This window comes from Cupriavidus phytohabitans (assembly GCF_017815025.1).
In the GTDB taxonomy this organism is placed as follows: Bacteria; Pseudomonadota; Gammaproteobacteria; order Burkholderiales; family Burkholderiaceae; genus Cupriavidus.
The window spans coordinates 1-21,039 of sequence record NZ_JAGIQB010000039.1 but is presented as its reverse complement, the minus strand read 5'-3'; the positions used below and the strand labels follow the sequence as shown (position 1 = coordinate 21,039).

Below are 21,039 nucleotides of genomic sequence, written 5' to 3'. Positions count from 1 at the left end.
AAACTGCGATGCCTGACAGTTTGAAATATCGCAAAGCGAATTCCCAATTCTGCTTTCATACGTTTAATATTCGCCGAATGAATAGCCTACGCGGAATCGACCTTAACCTGCTGGTGGTGCTTGAAGCACTGCTTGCCGAGCGCCACATTTCACGCGCCGCGCTGCGCCTGCACCTTAGCCAGCCGGCGGTCAGCCATGCGCTGGGGCGGCTGCGGCAGCTGCTCGACGATCCCATCCTGGTGCGCGGCAAGGGCGGGCTGGTGCTGAGCGCTCGCGCGCATGAACTGTCCGGCCCGCTGGCCGAAGCGCTGTCGCAGGTGCGCATCCTGCTGGGCCCGAGCGGCTTCCAGCCCGCCACGGCACGACGGACCTTCCGCCTCGCAATGTCCGACTACGGTGCGCTGGTAGTGCTGCCGCGGCTGCTGCGCGCCCTGCGCAAGGCCGCGCCCAATATTGACCTGGTGGTGTCGCAGGCGAGCCGCGAAGGCATGACCGCGCAGGTGGCCGATGGCGAGATCGACATGGCGCTGGGCGTGTTCAGCTACCAGCCCGAAGGCGTGCAGTCGGCCGAGTTGTTCCGGGAAAGCTATGCCTGCGCGGTGGATGCGGCCACGGTGCGGGACACGGGCCGGCTCGACCAGGTGGCCTACCTGGCACGTTCGCATGTGCTGGTGGCCACGCACAGCGAACGCATGGACGCGATCGATGCCGCGGTCGCCAGGCTCGGCGGGCGCCGCAAGATTGCCTGCGTGGTGCCGCACTGGAGTGTGGCGCCGGCGCTGATCGCCGGGACCAACCTGGTGCTGACCACGGCACGGCGCAGCCTGTCGGCGCTGGAGGAAGACCCGCGCTACGCCATCTTCGATCCGCCGTTCGCGCTGGAAGACTTCACCTTCAGCATGATCTGGCATGAGCGCACCGAGGCCGATCCGGCCCACGCCTGGCTGCGCGAGCGCGTGCTGGCGGCGGCGGCCAGTCAGGAATCGGAGGAGCCGATCAGCTTGCGCGGCTGACGCCGCCGCGCGGGCGTGGCGCCACCTGGCACCGGCGGTTGCGCCCTGGCGTCGCGGCGCCGCGCCGGCGGTGCGGGCGGCGCGGGCGATGCAGTCGATGTGACGCCGCGGAAGACCAGTTTCTGGCGCGTGCCGTGCTGCTTGTTGGCCATGATGGCTGTCGGCCAGGAAGCTACGCCTGGCAACCTCTTCTGATCAGTGGTTGTGCGCGCCGTGGCCGGCATGGCTGCCGCCCGGCACCATGTCGCGCACTTCTGCGTTGACCTTCTGTTCGGTCACCTTGCCGCCCTGCTCGATCGTCAGCGTGATGGGCACGGTATCGCCCTTCTTGAGCTGGCTCTTCAGGCCCATCAGCATCACGTGGTAGCCGCCCGGCTTCAGTTCGACGTTCTGCATCTTGGGCAGGTCCAGCGACTTGACCTGCCGCATGCGCATCACGTTGTTCTCCATCTTCATCTCGTGGATCTCGGCGTCGCCCACCGGGGACGAAACGCCCACCAGCTTCGCGTTCTCGTGCGCATGCAGCACCATGAACGCGCCCGAAGCGGCCTGGGTCGGCACCGTGCCGCGCACCCAGGCGTTGCTGACGTCGACCTGGGCCAGCGCGGCCCCCGACGCCAGCGCCGAGGCGAGTGCGGCAATCGATGCGGCCAGCGTGGCCGCGCGGAATTTGGCTTGCATCTTTGTGTCTCTCCTGAAAGCAGACATTAGAACATGGCGCCGCGCACGGCGTGCAGGCCTGCCAGGGCATGCGCACGCCGGCCAAAGCCGGCTAGTCTGGCAGCTGCGGGACTGCGCCGCCAATGCGGCAAGGTGTCGCACGCGCCGGCACCTTCCGGCCGCATTGATACACTCGCGCCATGACCACCGCCACCGCCGTGTCCCGCTTGCCTGACCTGCCCTTCCTGTCGCCCCTGCCGGCCGCCAGTTCGCCGCGCCATGGCCAGGTGACGCTGCGCCGCCTGTTCTGGCTGCGCTGGGCGCTGCTGTCGGGGCAGGCGCTGACGTTGCTGGCATGCGACCCGATCGCCGGCATCCGCCTGCCGTATGGGCCGCTGATGGTGGTGCTCGGACTGCAGGCCCTGTTCAATCTGATTACCGCCCTGCGCCTGCGCCAGCACGCGCGGCGCAACAGCGCGCCCGGCGAAGCCGAACTGATGGGCCAGCTGCTGGTGGACCTGACCGCGCTGTCGGCGATCCTGTTCTACACCGGCGGCGCGACCAACCCCTTCGTGTCGTTCTACCTGCCCGGGCTGGCGATCGCCGCGGCCATCCTGCCGTGGCGGCAGGTGATCGCGCTGGCGGTGTATGCGCTCGCCTGCTACACGGTGCTGCTGTTCGACTACGTGCCGCTCGACCTGCACAACCCGGACAACGCGGTGAACTACCACCTGGCGGGCATGTGGCTGAACTTTGTCGTCAGCGCGGTGATGATCGCGATGTTCGTCGCGCGCCTGTCGGGCGTGTTGCGCCAGCGCGAGGCACAGCTGAACCTGGCGCGCGAGCAGCTGCTGCGCGAGGCGCGCGTGGAAGACCTCAACGGCCAGGCCGCCGCGGTGGCGCATGAGATCGGCACGCCGCTGGCGACGCTGGCGGTGATCGCCGGCGAACTCCGCGCCGACGCATCCGACGCGGCCCTTGGCACCACGCCGATCCGCAGCTACCTGCCCGACCTGCAGACCGTCGAGCAGCAGCTGGCGCTGTGCCGCACCACGCTGGCGCGGCTGCGCGAGGACTCAGCCACGCTGGCGCCGCAGCGCCTGGACGCCTGGCTGCCGGCCTTTGCCGAGCGCTGGCAGCTGCGCCATCCCAACGCGAGCCTGCAGGCAAGCGCCACGCCGGGCGCCGGCGCGCAGCCGGTTGAGACCGCGCGCGTCGGCCAGATCCTGACCATCCTGCTCGACAACGCCGCGCGCGCGCAGCAGAACGCCGGCCGCTCCAGCCGGCCGCTGCAGCTGGAAATCGCCATGGAGCCGGGTCACGTGGCGCCTTGGCTGTGGTTCCGCGTCGCCGACCGTGGCGACGGCATTCCCGAGGCACTGCGCGGCCGGCTCGGCGAAATGCCCGTGGCCAGCCAGCATGGCGGCCAGGGCATCGGCCTGTACCTGGCGCAGAGTGGCGCGCGCCAGATGGGCGGCGAACTGGCCTGGCGCAACCGGTCGGGCGGCGGCACCGTGGCCGAGCTGCGGCTGCCCGCGCTGTCAACCCTGTCGGCGCCGCCTGCGCGCAGCGCATCCTGAACCCACGCGCCACTCCTGACCATGACCGACACCTTCCAACCGGTTCCCGAAGCCACCGCGCCGGCGGGCACGCCGTTCCTCGTCATCGACGACGACGAAGTCTTTGCCGGTACGCTGGCGCGCGCGCTCATGCGCCGCGGCTACGCCGTGCAAGTGGCCCATGATGGCCGCACCGCGCTCGCGCTGGCGGGCCGCACCGACTTTGCCTACGTCACGCTCGACCTGCACCTGGAGCCGCCCCCCGAAGCCGGCAGCACCGCGCCGGCCGAGTCGGGCCTGCAGCTGGTCGCGCCGCTGCGCCAGGCGCTGCCGGACGCGCGCATCCTGATCCTGACCGGCTATGCCAGCATCGCCACCGCGGTGGCGGCGGTCAAGCAGGGCGCGGACGAGTACCTGGCCAAGCCGGCCAATGTCGATTCAATCTTGACGGCGCTGATGGCCGGCGTGTCGGAAGACGCGGCGCAGGCCGCGCTGGAAGAGCCGGTGCCGCTGTCGGTGGCGCGGCTCGAGTGGGAACATATCCAGCGCGTGCTGGCCGAGCATGGCGGCAACATCTCCGCCACGGCGCGGGCGCTGAACATGCACCGGCGTACCTTGCAGCGCAAGCTGGGGAAGCGGCCGGTGTCGCGGTAGAGGTAAAGCGGACGTTGATTGCGGCTGCCGCGTGATTACAGGCGCAGCTGCACGTGTTCCCAGTCCAGCCCTTCGCTGGCCTCGGCCGTGGCGCCCTGCGCGACGATGCGCATGGCATCGCCCGCATGCCGGTCCGACAGCGAGAACAGTGCGCCGGCATCGAGCGCCAGCGTCGCGGCGGCGGCCCTGGCGGCGCCGCGCGCGCTGGCCTGCGTGGCCTGCGTGGCCTGCGTGGCCTGCGTGGCTTCGGCTGCCTGCACGGAAGGCACCGCGGGACGGATGCAAAGGAATGCCGTGGCCGCGGCCAGTGCGGCCAGCAGGCCTCCGGTGGCGAGCACCACGCGGGGGGTCTTGTAGTTGGCCATTGATTTCTCCTGCCAGTGGGTTGAGTGGGATGCGGTGGCTCCCGCACCGGTCAATCGACCGTCAAGGTGCGCAAGGGTCTCATTGCCGGACACGAGCGGCCAGCATGCTTACCAATCCTTACGATGCTTACCGCCATGTGGCAGGCCGATACGTACTGACAACAGAATCCGCTCGTGACAGGACAGCAGAGGACAAAAAAATGGGCGCACCGTAGTGCGCCCATTCTTCTTCCTGCCTGCCGAGCTTACAGCACGTAGCGCGACAAGTCCTCGTTGCCGGCCAGGTCACCAAGGCGCTGGTCGACATAGGCCGCGTCGATCGTCACGGTCTCGCCCGACGATTTGGTGGCGTGGAAGGACAGGTCCTCCAGCAGCCTCTCCATCACCGTGTACAGGCGGCGCGCACCGATATTCTCGACCTTCTCGTTGACCGAGAACGCGATCTCGGCAAGACGGCGGATGCCATCCGGCGCGAACACCAGGCTGACCTCTTCGGTGTTCAGCAGCGCCTGGTACTGTTTGGTCAGGCTGGCATCGGTCTGCGTCAGGATGGCCTCGAAGTCCTGCACCGACAGCGACTCCAGTTCCACGCGGATCGGGAAGCGGCCCTGCAGCTCGGGGATCAGGTCGCTCGGCTTGGACAGGTGGAACGCGCCCGAGGCAATGAACAGGATATGGTCGGTCTTGATCATGCCGTACTTGGTGTTCACCGTGGTGCCTTCCACCAGCGGCAGCAGGTCGCGCTGCACGCCCTGGCGCGACACCTCCCCACCGCCGATATCGCTGCGGCTGGCGATCTTGTCGATCTCGTCCAGGAACACGATGCCGTTCTGCTCCACATTGGCGATCGCCTTGTGCTTGAGCTCCTCGTCATTGACCAGCTTGGCGGCCTCTTCGTCGATCAGCAGCTTGAAGGCTTCCTTCACCTTCATCTTGCGGCGCGCCTTCTTGCCCTGGCCCAGGCCGGCGAACATCGAACGGATCTGCTCGGTCATGTCTTCCATGCCCGGCGGCCCCATGATGTCCATGCTCGGCACGCCGGCGGCGAGTTCCAGCTCGATTTCCTTGTCGTCGAGCTGGCCTTCGCGCAGCTTCTTGCGGAACACCTGGCGCGTGTTGGAATCCTTCTCTTCCGGCTGCGAGAAGCCGATGTCGCGCGGCGGCGGCAGCAGCACGTCGAGCAGGCGGTCCTCGGCCGCGTCCTCGGCCTTGGTGCGCACCTTCTTCATCTCGGATTCGCGCGTCTGCTTGATCGCCATTTCGGCGAGGTCGCGCACGATGGTGTCGACGTCGCGGCCGACATAGCCCACCTCGGTGAACTTGGTGGCTTCGATCTTGATGAACGGCGCGTCGGCCAGCTTGGCCAGGCGGCGCGCGATCTCGGTCTTGCCGACACCGGTCGGGCCGATCATCAGGATGTTCTTGGGCGTGATTTCCTGGCGCAGCGGCTCGGCCACCTGCTGGCGGCGCCAGCGGTTGCGCAGCGCCACCGCCACGGCCTTCTTGGCCTTGTCCTGGCCGATGATGTGCTTGTCGAGTTCGGAAACGATTTCCGACGGGGTCATGGTGTGCGACATGGTATCCGTTCAGTAGGGCGCGCGTTGCCGCCTTCGCTTATTCCAGCGTCTCGATGACGAAGTTGGTATTGGTGTAGATGCAGAGCTCGCCGGCGATGGTCAGCGCTTTCTCGACCACGTCCTTCGGCGGCAGCTCGGTGTTGTCCATCAGCGCCTTCGCGGCCGACTGCGCATAGGCGCCGCCCGAGCCGATCGCGGCAATGCCCCCCTCGGGGTCGAGCACGTCGCCGTTGCCGGTGATGACCAGCGTGGTATCGCGGTCGGCGGTGATCAGCATGGCTTCCAGCCGGCGCAGCGCGCGGTCCGAACGCCAGTCCTTGGCCAGGTCCACCGCGGCGCGGGTCAGGTTGCCCTGGTACTTCTCCAGCTTGGCCTCGAAGCGGTCCAGCAGCGAGAATGCGTCGGCCGTGCTGCCGGCAAACCCGACCAGCACCTTGCCGTTGTAGATGCGGCGCACCTTGCGCGCGGTGCCCTTCATCACGATATTGCCGAGAGTGACCTGACCATCACCGCCAAGTGCGACCTGGTTGCCGCGGCGAACGCTGACGATGGTAGTGCCGTGATACTGTTCCATGGTGGCTTCCGTGAATATGTCACGACCGTAGTTGGCGACGCCCCCGGCCGGTTTCAAGCCCTTTCGTGCGCCGGGCCACACAGGCGGCGCGCACAGGCGGCGCGCCGCGCGGGCGTCTGACCAATATAGGACGCCGGGCGCGGCCCTGCCGGGGCGCCCAGTGCGCCCGTGTGTATCCCTCTGCCAAGAACAAAAAGGGCCATGCGTTGCCGCATGGCCCTTCTGTGGCGCCCGACGCATCACTTCAGGCGATGCGCCGCGGCAGTCCGGTCAGTCCGCGTAGACGCCAGCCTTCTTGATCACCGGGGTCCACTTGTTGATCTCGGCGGTCAGCAAGGTGCGCAGCGAATCCGGCGTGGCGCGCTGGGCCGGCACGGCCTCGGCACCCAGTTCCGCCATCTTGGCGCGGAAGGCCGGGTCGGCCACGGCCTTCTGCAGCGCAGCAGACAGCTTGTCGATCACCGGCTTGGGCGTGCCCTTGGGGGCGTACATGGCGTGCCAGATCTTGACTTCCACGCCCGGCAGGCCCTGCTCGCCCGCGGTCGGGATGTCCTTGAACGCTTCCACGCGGCGCGCCTGCATGGCCGCGTACGGCTTGAGCGCGCCCGCCTTGAGCTGGCCGGCGATATTGGTGGTCTGGTCGCACATCAGGTTGACCTGGCCGCCCAGGATGTCAGTCAGCGCCGGCGCCGTGCCCTTGTACGGCACCGTGGTCAGCTCGGTCTGGATCGCGCTCTGGAACAGCAGGCCGCACAGATGCGACGCCGAGCCGAGTCCGGCATTGGCCATCGACAGCTTGCTGGCGTTGGCCTTGATGTACGGCACCAGGTCCTTGAAGCTGTTCGGCGGCAGTTGCTTGTTGCCGACCAGGATCATCGGCACGTCGGCGATTTCACCGACCATCTCGAAGTCCTTCAGCGGATCGAAGCCCAGGTTGCGGTACAGCGCCGGGGCCGTGGCCATGCCGATATGGTGGATCAGCACGGTGTGGCCGTCGTTCTTGGCCTGGACCACTTTCTTGGCACCGATGGTGCCGCCGGCGCCGCCGAGGTTCTCGATGACGATGGTCGCGCCCAGGTGCTTGGACATGATCCTGGTCAGCTCGCGCGAGAGCTTGTCGGTCGGGCCGCCCGCGGCGAACGGCACCACCGCCGACACCGGCTTGCTGCCCGGGAACTCCTGGGCGTATACGCCCGACGCCACACCCATCGCGCTGACTGCCAGCGCGGCCGCGATCGTCTTTGCCACTCGTTTCATGCTCTCTTCTCCTGGTTCCTTCAATACCCGTCATGCAATGCATTGCCGCCGGCTTGGCCCCTGCTCGTGCGGGGGCGCTCTGGCGCGGTCTCACTGGCCGCGCTTGGACCATGACCGGCTGGCGCCGCTGTCCCCTGCCGTAAACCGCAAGGGCGGGGGATGATGTTAGCAACTCCAGACAAAGCGCAGGTATAGGGGCTAACCCGCCTGCAATCTGCGGCATATGGCGGGAAATCGGGAAAACAGGCAGGGATCCGCCATGAAGGCACGCCTTTGCGACATGCGGCGCTACTCAACGGAAAAAACCGAGCATTTCCTCAAGTAGCGGTTCGGGGGCTTCTTCCGGGAGATAGTGCCCGCACGGCAGGGCCTTGCCGCTGACGTCGGCGGCCACCTCCTGCCACAGCCCGAGCGGCTCGAAGCAGCGCGCCACCACGCCGTGCTCGCCCCACAGCACGCGCAGCGGCAGCGCCAGCCGGCGTCCGGCCTCGCGGTCGGCGCGGTCGTGCTCCAGGTCGATGGTGGCGGCGGCTCGGTAGTCCTCGCACATGGCGTGCACCCGCGCCGGGTCGCGCATGGCCGCCACGTAGGCGGCCATCGCGTCCGGGGCGAACGGGCTCGGGCCGGCCTGGCGCAGGCCGACCAGCTTCTGCAGGTAGAACTCGGGCTCGGCGTTGATCAGCGTCTCGGGGAACGGCGCGGGCTGGATCAGGAAGAACCAGTGCCAGTAGGCCGCGGCGAAGGCCATGCTGGTGCGCTCGTACATGGCCAGCGTGGGCGCGATGTCGAGCAGCATGGCGCGGCTCACGGTTTCGGGGTGGTCGGCGCAGAGCCTGTGCGCCACGCGCGCGCCGCGGTCGTGGCCGCACAGCGCAAAGCGCGTGAAGCCGAACTTCGCCATCAGCTCGACCTGGTCCTGCGCCATGGTGCGCTTGCTGTAGCGCTCATGCCCGGCGTTGCCCGGCGGCGCCGAGCTGCTGCCGTAGCCGCGCAGGTCGGTGGCGATCACGGTGAAATGGTCTGCCAGCGCCGGCGCCACCCGGTGCCAGATCAGGTGGCTCTGCGGATGGCCGTGCAGCAGCAGCAGCGGCGGGCCGGAGCCGCCCTGCACGCCGGCGATCTCGACCTCGCCGATGCGGTGCCGGAAGGGTTCGAAATTGGGGAACAGCAGCGCGCTGGCGTCGTTCATCATGGCTTGTCTCGCTTCTGGGTCGCTTGTCGATCATAGGCGCAAACCCCGCCCTCGGCGCCGCCCATAACCCCCGGCGCCTCCATGGACCGTTGCAACTGAATTGCATCAACCGTGGGCCTATGGTTAAATCGGCCCATGACCCGCATTAGCCCGGACGGGCCGGCCGCCGCACCGGCGCCCGCCATCCTCGAAGCCGCCCACGAGCGCCTGCGCCAGCTGGGCGCGCGCGTGACGCAGCCACGGCTGTGCATCCTGGCCTGCCTGATCGGCAGTGACGAAGCGCTGACCCACCAGGCCGTGATCGACCGCCTGCCCGAGCAGGGCGAGACCATCGACCGCGTCACCGTGTACCGCGTGCTGGACTGGCTGGTGGAGCAAGGCGTGGCGCAGAAGCGGGCCGGCAACGACCGTGTATTCCGCTTCAGCCTGGTCGAGCACGAGGCCGCGCGCGCGCAGGAACACCGCCAGCACAGCCATTTCCACTGCACCCGCTGCGACCGCACTTTCTGCCTGGACGACGCCAGCGCCCCGGCCCAGCCAGCCGCGCCGCGCGTACCCAGCGGCTTTGCCATCGAACATGTCGAACTGACCGTGAACGGCGTCTGCGCCGAGTGCGGCAAGCGTACGCCCGCCGCCCACTGACCGGCACTCTCATATCCCGGAGAACAACAAATGTCCAAACTGACCCCGGTCACGATCCTGACCGGCTTCCTCGGCAGCGGCAAGACCACCCTGCTCAAGCGCATCCTGAACGAGCGGCACGGCATGAAGATCGCCGTGATCGAGAATGAGTTCGGCGAGGAAAACATCGACAACGAGATCCTGGTGCAGGACGGCCGCGAGCAGATCGTACAAATGAGCAACGGCTGCATCTGCTGCACCATCCGCGGCGACCTGGTGCAGGCGCTGTCCGGTCTGCTGACGCGCCGCGACGCCGGCGAAATCGACTTCGACCGCGTGGTGATCGAGACCACCGGCGTGGCCAACCCGGGCCCGGTGGCGCAGACCTTCTTCATGGACGAGGAAATCGCGTCGCGCTACCTGCTCGACGCGGTGATCACGCTGGTCGACGCCAAGCACGCGCACATGCAGTTGGACAAGCAGGAAGAGGCGCAGCGCCAGGTGGGCTTTGCCGACGCCATCTTCATCACCAAGTCCGACCTGGTGAGCGGGGACGACGTGGCCGAGCTGCGCCACCGCCTGCTGCACATGAACCCGCGCGCGCCGATCCGCACCGCCAATTTCGGCGAGACGCCGATCGACACCATCTTCGACCTGCGCGGCTTCAACCTCAACGAGAAGCTGGAGCTCGACCCCGAATTCCTGCGCGCCGACGAGCATGATCACGACCACGATCATGACCACGAACACGGCGAGCAGTGCGGTGCCGACTGCGGCCACGATCACGACCACGGCCACCACCATGGCCACGGGCACGACCACCACCATCACCACCACCATACCGACCGCATCGCGTCGTTCGTCTTCCGCAGCGGCAAGCCCTTCCACTACGGCAAGCTGGAGGAATTCCTGTCGGGGATCCTGGCGGTGTACGGGGAAAAACTGCTGCGCTACAAGGGCGTACTATATATGGAGGGCGTGGACCGGAAAGTGGTGTTCCAGGGCGTCCACCAGCTGATGGGCAGCGATATCGGCGCCAAGTGGGAAGACGAGACGCCAGGCACCAAGATGGTGTTTATCGGCGTGGACCTGCCCCGGGATGCCATCCTCAAGGGCCTGGAGAACTGCCTGGCCTGAGTGCACGGGCCGCCGCACGGGCGCCCCTATCTCCGGACACCGCCGCGCGGCCACCCCCGTTCGGGGTACCGGGGAAATACCGAAGTGCAGGCTGGCTTTCCCCCGTATCTCGGAAAAATTTGTTCAAGTACAATAGGCCGGATTTGATACCGGTGGCGCACCTTTTTCCCGCCGCCGGTATGGCCCGCCGACAGGCGGGCCGCAGGGCGGCGGTCGTCGTCATCACGAGGCAGGCCGCCGGGCAGGTGCGGTCGCAGTGCTTCGTGCGGAGACCGCCTTTCCGCTTGGGGTGCCTCGGCACGCGCCGTCACTGACTGACGCGAGAGAGAGGTGTCCCATGACAGCCGCAACGAAGACGAAAGAAAGCCGCAGCAAGACAGGTAGTGCAGCGGCAGAGACGCTCAAGGCGCAGCCTGTGAAGGCCGCGCCCGCTCCCCGCGGCAGTACGGCGAACGCCGAAGCGGGCGCAACGAAGGGAGGCCCGCGAAGCAGCAAGACTGCAGCCAGCCAGAGTGAAACGACCGTGGCGCGCAAGCGCACGGACAGCGAATCCGAGCGGATCCAGACACCGCCGGCCGCCTCAACAAGAGAATCAGCAGCAACCATGAGCAGCAACAAACTTCTGACTGAAGCTGAAATCCTGAAGATGAGCGACAAGGATTACATGAACGAAGCGCAGCTCGCCTTCTTCAAGAATCGCCTTGAGCAGCTGCGTGACGAAATCCTGAAGAACGCTGACCAGACCACGGAACACCTGCGCGAAACGGTCATCGTGCCGGATCCGGCCGACCGCGCCACCATCGAGGAAGAGCATGCGCTGGAGCTGCGCACGCGCGACCGCGAGCGCAAGCTGCTGAAGAAGGTCGAGCAGTCGCTGCAGCGCATCGAGTCCGGCGACTACGGCTGGTGCGAGGAAACCGGCGAGCCGATCGGCGTGCCGCGCCTGCTGGCCCGGCCCACCGCGACGCTGTCGCTGGAAGCGCAGCAGCGCCGCGAACTGCGCCAGAAGCTGTTCGGGGACTGATCCCCGGGCGCGCCGGCCTGGCCGGCGCTGCCGCGACACGACGGCCCGGTCTGACCGGGCCGTTTGCATTGGCGCGCGCCCGTCGGGCGCTGCCGCACTTGTCGTGGCGCGGCCACGGCCTACCATGGTGAGAATCGTCCCGCTGTCGCCGGGCGGGGCTTTCTGGTAAATTCGCAACTTTGTTGCAACAACCGGATGCGTGCCTGTCTGCGGCCCCTGCTTGGGCCGCCGGTTCGCCACCTTTCCACTCTCCTGCCATGGCTGATCGCCTGCCCGTCACCGTGCTGTCCGGCTTTACCGGCGCCGGCAAGACCACGCTGCTGAACCACCTGCTCGCGCAAGGCGCCGGCGGGCGCGTGGCCGTGCTGGTCTGCGGCGCGCAGGACGGCCAGACGGTGGCGCCGCTGCCGCCCGGCTGCGAGGTCACCGTGCTGCCGGAGGCTGACACACTGATGGCGGAAGCCACGAAGCTGGCCGCGCAAGGCCGCTTCGATGCGCTGCTGGTCGAGGCCGACGGCCGGGATGACCCGCTCGCCATCGCCGAGGGCTTCCTGTTCGAGACCGAGCACGGCGCCGGCCCCGATGCCGCGCTGCAGCCCGACACGCTGGTGACGGTGATCGATGCGGCCACCTTCCTCGCCGACCTCAACGACGCCGATTTCCTGGCCGACCGCGGCCTGGCGCAGGGGCCGGAAGACGACCGCACCGTCGCGGAAGTGCTGGCCGCGCAGGTCGAGTTCTGCGACGTCATCGTGCTGAACAAGGCCGATCTCGCCAGTGCCGGCGAGCTGGCGCGGCTGCGCGCGGTGCTGCATGCGCTGAACCCGCGCGCCGGGATCGTCGAGGCCAGCTTCGGCAACGTGCCGCCGCAGCGCGTGTCCGGCACCGGCCGCTTCGACTTCGCCGCCACCGCCGATGGTCCCGGCTGGCTGGCTGCTCTGCAGGGTATGGCGCCGGAGCCGGACAGCGGCGTGTCGACGCTGGTGTACCGGCGGCGCCGCCCGTTCCATCCGCAGCGCTTTGCCGACCTGATCCATACCGAATGGCTGCGCGAACACGGCAGCGTGCTGCGCTCCAGGGGCCTGTTCTGGCTGGCCAGCCGCATGGACACCGCCGGCGACTGGAACCAGGCCGGCGGCGTGTGCCGCCACGGCGGCGCCGGCGCCTGGTGGTCTGCGCTGGACCCGGCCGAATGGCCAACCGATGACGCGGACCGCGCCGGGATCGAGGCCGACATGCAGGTCGACGGCGCTCCGGCACCGTTTGGCGACCGCCGCCAGGAACTGGTGCTGATCGGCGTGGACCTGGACGCTGCCGCGCTGGCGGCGCGGCTCGATGCCTGCCTGCTGGACGATGCCGAGATGGCGGCAGGCACGCAGGCGTGGGCGGACTACGCGGATCCGTTCCCGGCGTGGATCGACGAACTGGACAAGGACCATGAGCACGACCATGGTCACCATCACGAGCATGGCGACAGCTGCGGATGCGGCGACACCGCCCACGATCATGGCAACCACCGCGGCGGCCATGCGCACTGACTGGCTCGAGCGCCTGCGCACGCACGGCCCGGGCTTGTGGCTCGCGCTGTGGCTGTCGCTTTGCCTGCTGCTGGCGCAGCATGCCGGGCTGACCCACCGCATCTTGCACGGCGGATTGCCTGCGACTAGCGCAGCCAGTCTGGCTGCGGCCGACGGCAGCACCGACGCCGATACCGACTCCCACCCACTGGCGCAGAAATTCAGCGGCCACTCCTGCGTGCTGTTCGACGGCGCCACGGTGGCCGACACGCTATGCGCCAAGCTGCCGCTGCCGCGGCTCGCCTTCGGCAAGCCGGTCAAGCCGGCCAACCTCGCCTGGCGCTGGCCCGACCTGCCCGCCGCCCACCCCTTCCATTCGCGCGCGCCACCGGCACCGGCCATCGCCCTCGCCTGATCCGGGACGCGGCCATCGCCGCGTGCCCGGCTTTCGAATTTTCCTGAGCTGAACGCCTGCCGCCCGACTGGTGCGGCCGTCCCATATGGGATGGCACGCGCCCTGCCGCGCCCTGCAGCCGTGCCCAGCCCGGGGCTGATTGCCACTGCTTCGTTACGCGCGCCATGTCCAAACAGAACTGCCCGAAAAACAGCGCCCCCCGCCTGACCCCGCTTGCGGCCATTGCCGCCTCCCTGACTGCCTCGCTTGCTGCCCTGGCGGCACCCGCGCACGCGCAGACCGCCACGCCTGCGGCCACTGCCGAGAGCGCCCCTGCCACCGCCACCGCCACCGGCACGCTGCGCGAAGTGGTCGTCACCGCCAACCCGCTCGGCAGCGAACTGAACGACATGGTCGCGCCGGTTTCGACGCTCGGCGGCGACGCACTGGCCGTGCGCCAGGCCAGCACGCTGGGCGAGACACTCGACAAGCTGCCCGGCGTGTCGTCGACGTATTTCGGCCCCAACGCCAGCCGCCCGGTGATCCGCGGCCTGGATGGCGACCGCATCAAGGTGCTGCAGAATGGCGGCAGCACCATTGACGCCTCGACCCTCTCCTATGACCATGCGGTGGCGCTGGATCCGCTGGTGGCCGAGCGCATCGAGGTGGTGCGCGGCCCGGCGGCGCTGATGTACGGCGGCAATGCCATCGGCGGCGTGGTCAACGTGATCGACAACCGTATCCCCAAGGAGCCGATCGAAGGCGTCGGCGGCGCCGTGGACGCCAGCGGCACCATCGGCGGCGACCAGGCCCGCAATGCCAGCGCGCTGATCGAGGCCGGCAACGGCCAGTTCGCGGTCCATGCCGATGCCTTCGCGCGCAAGACCAGCGACCTGCGCATTCCCGGCTACGCCCGCAGCGACCGCCTGCGCGCCGCCGAGCCGCTGCCCGAGGGCGAAAGCGAGGCCTACGGCCGCCTGCCCAACACCAGCGCCGACCAGCAGGGCGGCTCGCTGGGCGGCTCCTACACCTGGGCCGACGGCTTCATCGGCGCCAACTACAGCGCCTACCGCAATGACTACGGCACGCCCGCCGAGGAGGACGTGCGGCTGAAGATGAAGCAGGACCGCTTCGCGCTGGAAGGCGAGGCGCGCAACCTGGCCGGCAGCACCGGCGGCTGGTTCGAATCGGTCAAGGGCAAGTTCGGCTACACCGACTACGAGCACAAGGAAATCGAGGACGGCGAGACCGGCACGATCTTCAAGAACCGCGGCTGGGACGCGCGCTTCGAGGCCAGGCACGCCAGGATCGGCAACATGACGGGGGTGATCGGCACGCAGTTCGGCCATACCGACTTCTCCGCGCTGGGCGAGGAAGCGTTCGTGCCGAGCACCAATACCGACAACGCCGCGCTGTTCCTGTTCGAAGAGCTGCCGCTGACCGCGTCGGGCGACCTCAAGCTGAACTTCGGCGGCCGGCTCGACCACAGCAGCATCAAGGCCAGCGCCAACGGCAACGACCGCTTTGCCGACGCCAACCGCAGCTTCAACGCGACCAGCGCTTCGGCCGGCCTGCTGTACAAGGTCAACCCGGCGTGGTCGCTGACCAGCAACCTCTCCTACACCGAGCGCGCGCCGACCTTCTACGAGCTGTACGCCAACGGCCCGCACGTGGCCACCGGCTCGTGGGAGGTGGGCGACCCCAACGCCAACAAGGAACGCGCCACCTCGATCGACCTGGGCGTGCGCTTCAAGTCGGGGGCGCACAGCGCGAGCGTGTCGGGCTACTACAGCCGCTTTGCCAACTACCTGGCGCTGTCGGCCACGGGCCGCGCACGCGACGAGGCGGGCGACGTGGTCGCAGCGGGCAGCCCGGATTCGCTGCCGGAGTTCCAGTACCTGGGCGTGCCGGCCACGCTCTACGGCTTCGAAGCCGAAGGCAAGACCCGGTTGCTGCAGAAGATGCTGACCAGCAGCGACACGCTCGATTTCGAGGCGCGCGCCGACTACGTGCGTGGCGAGAACCGCGACACCGGCGAGCCGCTGCCGCGGCTGGCACCGCTGCGGCTGGGCGGCGCGCTGGTGTATGGCGCGGGTCCGTGGGGCGCGCGCGTGGATGTCACGTATGCGGCCAAGCAGACGCGCGTGCCGGCCAACGACACCCCGACCGATGCCTATACGCTGCTGAGCCTGGCGCTGACCTACAAGCTCAAGGTGGCCGGGACGCAAACGCTGGTGTATTTGCGCGGGGATAACCTGACCAACCAGGATGCGCGCAATGCGACGTCGATCCTGCGGGATATCGCACCGCTGGCGGGCAGGAGCGTGAAGGTGGGGTTCAGGACGTCGTTCTGAGGCTGGCCTGCGAGCGCCAATTGTGTGCTCCATCTCCCGCAAGCGGGAGAGGGGAGCAAACCAGCAGGGTGGTGACTACCTCAATCCTTGTTCACCACCCACTCCCCCTCCACCGCCAGCGCCCCGGCGCCCGCCAGCGCCCGCACCGTCTGCGCGGAAATCTGCGCCATCTCCTGCTCCGGCATGAACCGGTCGCGTATCCGCACCATCAACGGCGCCTCCGCCATCCACTGCGCCAGTTCCCCCTGCGTCATCCGCTGCTGCTCCAGCAGCTTGAACTTCACCAGCACCTTGACCGCATGGCTGGCATTGCGCGCGGGATCGGCGCTCAGGTGGCGCAGCCGCGCGGTCGCGCGCTCGACCGCGGCATCGACGTCGGTAAACATACGGCCGTGGCCGGGAATCACCAGCCGCGCATCGAGTTCCGCGATGCGCGCCAGCACCGCCGCCTGCTCGGTGAAGCCGCTTTCGCCTTCCAATTCGGGAAAGATCACGCCGAAGCCGTTTTCCCACAACGCATCGCCGGAAATCAGGATGCGCGGCCCCGGTGCGAACAGCATCACCGCATGCGGGTCATGGCCTGGCGCGGCCACGACCTGCCAGTCGATGCCGCCCAGCCTCACCGCGTCGCCATCGTGCAGCACGCTGTCGAAGCCGAAGCGGTCGCACTGCTGCCCGGTGGCACGATAGGTGAGCGCCTCGGTGTCCCACGCTGCCACAGCCGCGGCTTCGGCTGCCGGAATCGCGGTGCGCGGCTGCCAGCGCGCCTGCAGCGCGGCATTGCCGCCACAGTGATCGGAATGCAGGTGGGTGTTGATGATGTGCGCCAGCGGCCTCCCCTGCAGCGCAGACGCAACCAGCGCCACGGTCTGGGGCGCATGCGTGACGTAGCCGGTGTCGACCAGCGCGGTATCGTCGCCATCGACGAACAGGATGTTGTTGGCCGACAGCCAGCCGCGCTCGAACACCTGCATGGTCTCGGGCAACCTAGGCATCGATGCTTCGCTCAAGGGGGTGTCTCCTCGCCCGCCAGCCAGGTGGCGCGCCGGGGCAGTTGCGCCCAGGTGCGGCGCTTGTCTTCGTCGCTGGCCGATGACCAGCCGGCGATCTCTTCGATAGTGCGCAGGCAGCCCTCGCAGTAGCCGCTGGCCGCGTCCATGCGGCAGACGTTGCGGCACGGCGAGGGCACCGGCGTTTCCAGCCGTTCGGCCTGTGCCGCGAGTTCCGCGGCCAATGCCGCAAGCGTGGCTGGCGCGCGCGCTTCAGGCATGCTTCTGCTGGCGCGCGGCCTTGGCCGCCACCTTTTCGTTGAAACGGCCCGCGTCGATCAGGTGGCGCTCGTGCACGCCCTCGGAAATCTTGTCCTCGCCGTCCCAGGCGCTCAGTTCAAAGCGCAGGCGGCGGCCGTCCACCTCGACCAGCTGGCCCTTGACCGTCACCGTCATGCCCGGCGGCGTCGGCGCCAGGTGCGAGAAGCTGACCAGCGTGCCGAGCGACTGCTCGCGCGGCCAGTCCAGGTGCTCGCGCAGCATCTGCAGGCAGGCGCATTCCATGATGCCGACCAGGTAGCCGGTGGCCAGCACGTCGGGCATCTCCGGGCAGCCGGGGATATCGTCGTACAGGCGCGGCACGGTGGCCTTGGGGGGCACCGTGTATTGCCAGCTGAAGGCCAGCCCTGGACGTAGCCCGGATGGCAGCTCTGATTTCATGCCGGCGCTCCGGCGGCCACGTCGGCAACCTCCGCGCCGGTCATCTGCTGCAGTTGCTGCGGCGTCAGGTTGAACACAGCATGCGGATGGCCGGCGGCAGCCCACAGGCTGTCGTAGCGGAACAGGTCCTGGTCGAGCAGCATCACCGGCGCGACCGCATGGCCGATCGGGCAGACGCCGCCGATGGCATAGCCGGTCTTCTCGCGCACGAAGCGCGCATCGGCCTTGCCCAGCGCGCCCACACGCGCCGCCACCTTGGCCTCGTCGACGCGGTTGCTGCCGCTGGCGATCACCAGCACCGGCGCATCGTCCTCGACGCGGCGGAAGATGATCGACTTGGCGATCTCCGCCACGCTGCAGCCCAGCCCCGCCGCGGCTTCGGCGGAGGTCTTGCCGGTGGCGGGCAGCATCACCACCGGGCGGTCGTGGCCGAGCCCGGCCAGCAGGTCCGCCACGCGCTGCGCGGATTCGGGCAGCGCTTCGTTACTTGCCGTCATGCGTTCTCCTTGTTTTTCGAGCTCAGGCGCAGGCCGGCGCCGCATCGCTGGCGGCGGCCCATTTGGTCAGCAGCGCCCGGCCCACGCGAGAGCTGTTGGCGCGGCCGATCGCCTGCGAGATGTAGTCGCCGGTGCGCACCACCGCCTCCAGGTCGATGCCGGTATGGATGCCCATGCCGTGCAGCATGTACAGCACGTCTTCGGTCGCCACATTGCCGGTCGCGCCCTTGGCATACGGGCAGCCGCCCAGCCCGGCGACCGAGGCGTGGAAAATCGAGATGCCCACTTCCAGGCTGGCCAGGATGTTGGACAGCGCCTGGCCGTAGGTGTCGTGGAAATGGCCCGAGAGCCGGTCCAGCGCGAACTCGGCGGCGGCCGCCCGCATCACTTCCTGCACGCGCACCGGCGTGCCCACGCCGATGGTGTCGGCGATATCGATCTCGTCGCAGCCCAGCTCGCGCATGCGGCGCACCACGTCGACCACGGCACTGACCGGAACCTCGCCCTGGTAGGGGCAGCCCAGCGCGCACGAGATGCTGCCGCGCAGGCGCACGCCCTTCTCTTTCGCGGCGGCGGCGACGGGCTCGAAGCGCTGGATCGACTCGGCGATCGAGCAGTTGATGTTCTTCTGCGAGAACGCTTCGCTGGCGGCGCCGAAGATCACCACCTCGTCGGCGCCGGCCGCGACGGCGCCTTCGAAGCCTTTCATGTTCGGCGTCAGCACCGAATACAGCGTGCCGGGCCGGCGCTGGATGCGGGCCATCACATCCGCGCCGTCGGCCATCTGCGGCACCCACTTGGGCGAGACGAACGAGGCGGCCTCGATATTGACGAAGCCGGCGTCGGTCAGCTGGTTGACCAGCGCGACCTTGACGTCGGTCGGCACCATGGCCTTTTCATTCTGCAGGCCGTCGCGCGGGCCGACTTCGACGATCTTCACATAGTTCGGGATGGTCATGACCGTCTCCTGTCTGTTATTCGTTGTGGTGTGCCGGCGCTCAGTACCCGCGCTGCAGGTCGACCACGCCGGCGATGGGCTGGCCCGCGCGCAGCGCGCGGATCTTGCCGGCGATCTGGGCGATGCTGTCCTCGCGCAGCGTCAGCGCCGAGATATGCGGCGTCACCGTGATGCGCGGCTCCTGCCAGAACGGATGATCCGCCGGCAGCGGCTCGGTGCGGAACACGTCTAGCGTGGCGCCCGCGACCTGGCCCGACTGGACCGCGGCCAGCAGGTCTTCCTCGACCAGGTGCTGGCCGCGCGCCACGTTGATCACATAGGCGCCCTGCGCCAGCCGCGCGAACAGGCCGGCGTTCAGGATGTTCTCGGTCTGCGGTGTCAGCGGCAGCACATTGACCAGCACGCGCAGGCCGTTCAGGAACGGCGCCTGGCCCGCATCGCCATAGAACCCGTTGACGCCTTCGATCGCGCGCGCGGTGCGGCTCCAGCCGCGCACGGGGAAGCCGAAGCCGGCCAGCGTGCGGGCGATATGCGTGCCGAGCGTGCCCACGCCCATCACGCCGATGGTGAAGTCGGCGCGGCGATGCGGCTTGAGGAATTTCCAGTGGCCGGCCCGCTCCTGCGCCTCATAGGCGTCGAGCTTGCGGAAATAGCGCAGCACGGCGTGGGTGACGTACTCGGCCATCTGCGCGGCCATGCCGGCATCGTCCAGCCGCACGATCGGCACGCCGGCAGGCAACGCATCGGGCGCCTCGTCGCGCAGCCGCAGAATGCCGTCGACGCCGGCGCCAAGGTTGAAGACCGCCTTCAGGTCGGTTCGGCCGCGCAGCATCTCCACCGGCGGGCGCCACACCACGGCGTAGTCGGCGGGCTCGCCGCGGCTGCCCACCCAGGTCACGCATTCGGCTTCGGGCAAGGCCTCGGCAAAGCCTTCGATCCACGGGTCATAGCGGCCGTCGGGGACGTACAACTGCAACTTCATCATGTCTCCAGGGGGAGGTTGCGGGGGCGAAGTGGCGTCCATTGCCATTTCCGCGTGCGCGGGAATGAGGGCAGGAGTTGATCGCTCAAAAGGCTATTTTGGCAGAGGAATGCGATCGGGGTCAGGCATCGGCCCAAACCCCGTCCGTAGCGCGGCGCTTAGTTGCCCTCGAACGCCAGCAGTTGCGCCCCTTCAGCAACCTGTTCGCCCACCCCGTAGAGCACCTCGCTGACCACGCCGTCGGCCGGCGCGCTGATGGTGTGCTCCATCTTCATGGCTTCCATCACCAGCAGCGGCGTGCCGCGCGTGACCGTGCTGCCGGCTTCGACCATCACCGCGATGACCTTGCCCGGCATCGGCGCGGTCAGCTTGCCCCCCTCGCTTTCGGATTCGCCGGCATGGGCCAGCGGGTCGAGCCACGCCAGCGCAACATGCCGCCCGGCATAGAACACATGGAAGGTTTCGCCGTCACTGTGCACCTGCCCATGCGCACGGCGGGTGCCGAGGTTGACGCGCAGGTCGTCGGCCTGGCAGGTGCTGGCGAAGGGCGCCGCCTGGTCGGCGTAGATCAGCGTGCTGCCGCGCGCATTGGTGTTCAGCGTCACGTCGAGCACATGGTCGCCGTAGCCGAAGCGCAGCTGGCGCGAGACGCCGCCGTTGAGCCGCCACGCCCCGCCGTGGGTCCACGGCGAGTGCGGATCGGCGGCGTCGATGCGCAGTTCGCGCGCCTCGCGGTCCAGCAGCGCGGCCACGGCCAGCGCGATGATTTCCATGCCAACCGGCGCCGGCGGCGGAAACAGGGTCTTCTCGTTGCGCTCGATCAGTCCGGTATCGAGATCCGCGGTGCGGAACGCTTCCGACTTCACCAGCCGCTGCAGGAACGCGACGTTAGTCGACAGGCCCACCACGTGGTATGCCGCCAGCGCCTGGCGCATGCGCGCCAGCGCCTCGTCGCGGTCCTTGCCCCAGACGATCAGCTTGGCAATCATCGGGTC

General features: G+C 68.4%; 23 protein-coding genes. 9 read left to right on the top strand and 14 right to left on the bottom strand.

Features of this window, described 5'->3' with window-relative positions:
* Positions 1-77: 77 nt before the first annotated feature.
* The gene (locus J8I34_RS23970) at positions 78-1,013 is read left to right on the top strand and encodes a LysR family transcriptional regulator (protein ID WP_029047328.1); all 936 of its coding nucleotides are present in this window, start codon (positions 78-80) and stop codon (positions 1,011-1,013) included.
* On the opposite strand, the gene J8I34_RS23965 is transcribed toward J8I34_RS23970, so the two are convergent.
* Both J8I34_RS23965 and J8I34_RS23960 read right to left on the bottom strand, forming a co-directional pair.
* The gene (locus J8I34_RS23965; RefSeq protein ID WP_209775744.1) at positions 977-1,165 is read right to left on the bottom strand and encodes a hypothetical protein; all 189 of its coding nucleotides are present in this window, start codon (positions 1,163-1,165) and stop codon (positions 977-979) included. The two genes, J8I34_RS23970 and J8I34_RS23965, sit on opposite strands and share 37 nt — an antisense overlap.
* A 43-nt stretch (positions 1,166-1,208) precedes the next feature.
* The gene (locus J8I34_RS23960) at positions 1,209-1,694 is read right to left on the bottom strand and encodes a copper chaperone PCu(A)C (RefSeq protein WP_209807146.1); all 486 of its coding nucleotides are present in this window, start codon (positions 1,692-1,694) and stop codon (positions 1,209-1,211) included.
* A 179-nt stretch (positions 1,695-1,873) separates the two neighbouring features.
* Here J8I34_RS23960 and J8I34_RS23955 point away from each other — a divergent pair, with 179 nt between their 5' ends.
* Both J8I34_RS23955 and J8I34_RS23950 read left to right on the top strand, forming a co-directional pair.
* A complete protein-coding gene (locus J8I34_RS23955; protein ID WP_209775742.1) occupies positions 1,874-3,253 on the top strand; it encodes an ATP-binding protein in 1,380 nt (459 codons plus the stop codon).
* Between the two features lie 21 nt (positions 3,254-3,274).
* Positions 3,275-3,886 carry a response regulator transcription factor gene (locus J8I34_RS23950; RefSeq protein ID WP_029047324.1) on the top strand — a complete coding sequence of 204 codons (612 nt, stop codon included), beginning with the start codon at positions 3,275-3,277 and terminating at the stop codon, positions 3,884-3,886.
* Between the two features lie 35 nt (positions 3,887-3,921).
* Here the strand turns inward: J8I34_RS23950 and J8I34_RS23945 are convergent, their stop codons facing one another.
* The 5 genes from J8I34_RS23945 to J8I34_RS23925 all read right to left on the bottom strand — a co-directional run bounded on the left by J8I34_RS23945 (position 3,922) and on the right by J8I34_RS23925 (position 8,851).
* Positions 3,922-4,251, bottom strand: coding sequence for a hypothetical protein (locus tag J8I34_RS23945; RefSeq protein WP_209807145.1), 330 nt, complete (start codon positions 4,249-4,251; stop codon positions 3,922-3,924).
* A gap of 245 nt (positions 4,252-4,496) precedes the next feature.
* Positions 4,497-5,828, bottom strand: coding sequence for an ATP-dependent protease ATPase subunit HslU (hslU, locus tag J8I34_RS23940; protein WP_029047322.1), 1,332 nt, complete (start codon positions 5,826-5,828; stop codon positions 4,497-4,499).
* A gap of 37 nt (positions 5,829-5,865) precedes the next feature.
* Entirely contained in the window at positions 5,866-6,402 is a 537-nt protein-coding gene (gene hslV, locus J8I34_RS23935; RefSeq protein WP_018313707.1) for an ATP-dependent protease subunit HslV, read from the bottom strand.
* A 270-nt stretch (positions 6,403-6,672) separates the two neighbouring features.
* Positions 6,673-7,659, bottom strand: a complete 987-nt coding sequence (locus J8I34_RS23930; RefSeq protein ID WP_209807144.1) for a tripartite tricarboxylate transporter substrate-binding protein — start codon at positions 7,657-7,659, stop codon at positions 6,673-6,675.
* A gap of 292 nt (positions 7,660-7,951) precedes the next feature.
* A complete protein-coding gene (locus J8I34_RS23925; RefSeq protein WP_209807143.1) occupies positions 7,952-8,851 on the bottom strand; it encodes an alpha/beta fold hydrolase in 900 nt (299 codons plus the stop codon).
* A gap of 135 nt (positions 8,852-8,986) precedes the next feature.
* Here J8I34_RS23925 and J8I34_RS23920 point away from each other — a divergent pair, with 135 nt between their 5' ends.
* From J8I34_RS23920 to J8I34_RS23895, 6 genes are all read left to right on the top strand, one after another.
* Positions 8,987-9,493 carry a Fur family transcriptional regulator gene (locus J8I34_RS23920; RefSeq protein WP_209775738.1) on the top strand — a complete coding sequence of 169 codons (507 nt, stop codon included), beginning with the start codon at positions 8,987-8,989 and terminating at the stop codon, positions 9,491-9,493.
* Positions 9,494-9,523: 30 nt separating this feature from the next.
* Positions 9,524-10,609 carry a CobW family GTP-binding protein gene (locus J8I34_RS23915; protein ID WP_209775737.1) on the top strand — a complete coding sequence of 362 codons (1,086 nt, stop codon included), beginning with the start codon at positions 9,524-9,526 and terminating at the stop codon, positions 10,607-10,609.
* A 337-nt stretch (positions 10,610-10,946) separates the two neighbouring features.
* The gene (gene dksA, locus J8I34_RS35505; RefSeq protein ID WP_369796434.1) at positions 10,947-11,633 is read left to right on the top strand and encodes an RNA polymerase-binding protein DksA; all 687 of its coding nucleotides are present in this window, start codon (positions 10,947-10,949) and stop codon (positions 11,631-11,633) included.
* A 257-nt stretch (positions 11,634-11,890) separates the two neighbouring features.
* Positions 11,891-13,171 carry a CobW family GTP-binding protein gene (locus tag J8I34_RS23905; RefSeq protein ID WP_209807142.1) on the top strand — a complete coding sequence of 427 codons (1,281 nt, stop codon included), beginning with the start codon at positions 11,891-11,893 and terminating at the stop codon, positions 13,169-13,171.
* Positions 13,140-13,565 (top strand): hypothetical protein, encoded by a 426-nt coding sequence (locus J8I34_RS23900; RefSeq protein ID WP_245176097.1) that lies wholly within the window; start codon positions 13,140-13,142, stop codon positions 13,563-13,565. The genes J8I34_RS23905 and J8I34_RS23900 overlap by 32 nt, the downstream gene beginning before the upstream one ends.
* A gap of 164 nt (positions 13,566-13,729) precedes the next feature.
* Positions 13,730-15,898, top strand: a complete 2,169-nt coding sequence (locus J8I34_RS23895; protein ID WP_209807141.1) for a TonB-dependent receptor — start codon at positions 13,730-13,732, stop codon at positions 15,896-15,898.
* 80 nt (positions 15,899-15,978) lie between these two features.
* Here the strand turns inward: J8I34_RS23895 and J8I34_RS23890 are convergent, their stop codons facing one another.
* From J8I34_RS23890 to J8I34_RS23860, 7 genes are all read right to left on the bottom strand, one after another.
* Complete coding sequence (locus J8I34_RS23890) at positions 15,979-16,893, bottom strand: MBL fold metallo-hydrolase (protein WP_209807161.1); 915 nt, start codon at positions 16,891-16,893, stop codon at positions 15,979-15,981.
* A gap of 11 nt (positions 16,894-16,904) precedes the next feature.
* The gene (locus tag J8I34_RS23885) at positions 16,905-17,168 is read right to left on the bottom strand and encodes a DUF1289 domain-containing protein (RefSeq protein ID WP_209775734.1); all 264 of its coding nucleotides are present in this window, start codon (positions 17,166-17,168) and stop codon (positions 16,905-16,907) included.
* Positions 17,161-17,607 carry a thioesterase family protein gene (locus tag J8I34_RS23880; RefSeq protein WP_035877629.1) on the bottom strand — a complete coding sequence of 149 codons (447 nt, stop codon included), beginning with the start codon at positions 17,605-17,607 and terminating at the stop codon, positions 17,161-17,163. The genes J8I34_RS23885 and J8I34_RS23880 overlap by 8 nt, the downstream gene beginning before the upstream one ends.
* Positions 17,604-18,104 carry a YbaK/EbsC family protein gene (locus tag J8I34_RS23875; protein WP_029047310.1) on the bottom strand — a complete coding sequence of 167 codons (501 nt, stop codon included), beginning with the start codon at positions 18,102-18,104 and terminating at the stop codon, positions 17,604-17,606. The genes J8I34_RS23880 and J8I34_RS23875 overlap by 4 nt, the downstream gene beginning before the upstream one ends.
* Before the next feature lie 22 nt (positions 18,105-18,126).
* Positions 18,127-19,062: a hydroxymethylglutaryl-CoA lyase gene (locus J8I34_RS23870; RefSeq protein ID WP_029047309.1), complete on the bottom strand. Its 936-nt coding sequence runs from the start codon at positions 19,060-19,062 to the stop codon at positions 18,127-18,129.
* A 40-nt stretch (positions 19,063-19,102) separates the two neighbouring features.
* Positions 19,103-20,044 carry a 2-hydroxyacid dehydrogenase gene (locus J8I34_RS23865; RefSeq protein WP_209807160.1) on the bottom strand — a complete coding sequence of 314 codons (942 nt, stop codon included), beginning with the start codon at positions 20,042-20,044 and terminating at the stop codon, positions 19,103-19,105.
* Positions 20,045-20,202: 158 nt separating this feature from the next.
* Positions 20,203-21,039: acyl-CoA carboxylase biotin carboxyl carrier protein subunit (locus J8I34_RS23860; RefSeq protein WP_305826461.1), on the bottom strand; the 837-nt coding region annotated here is incomplete at its 5' end.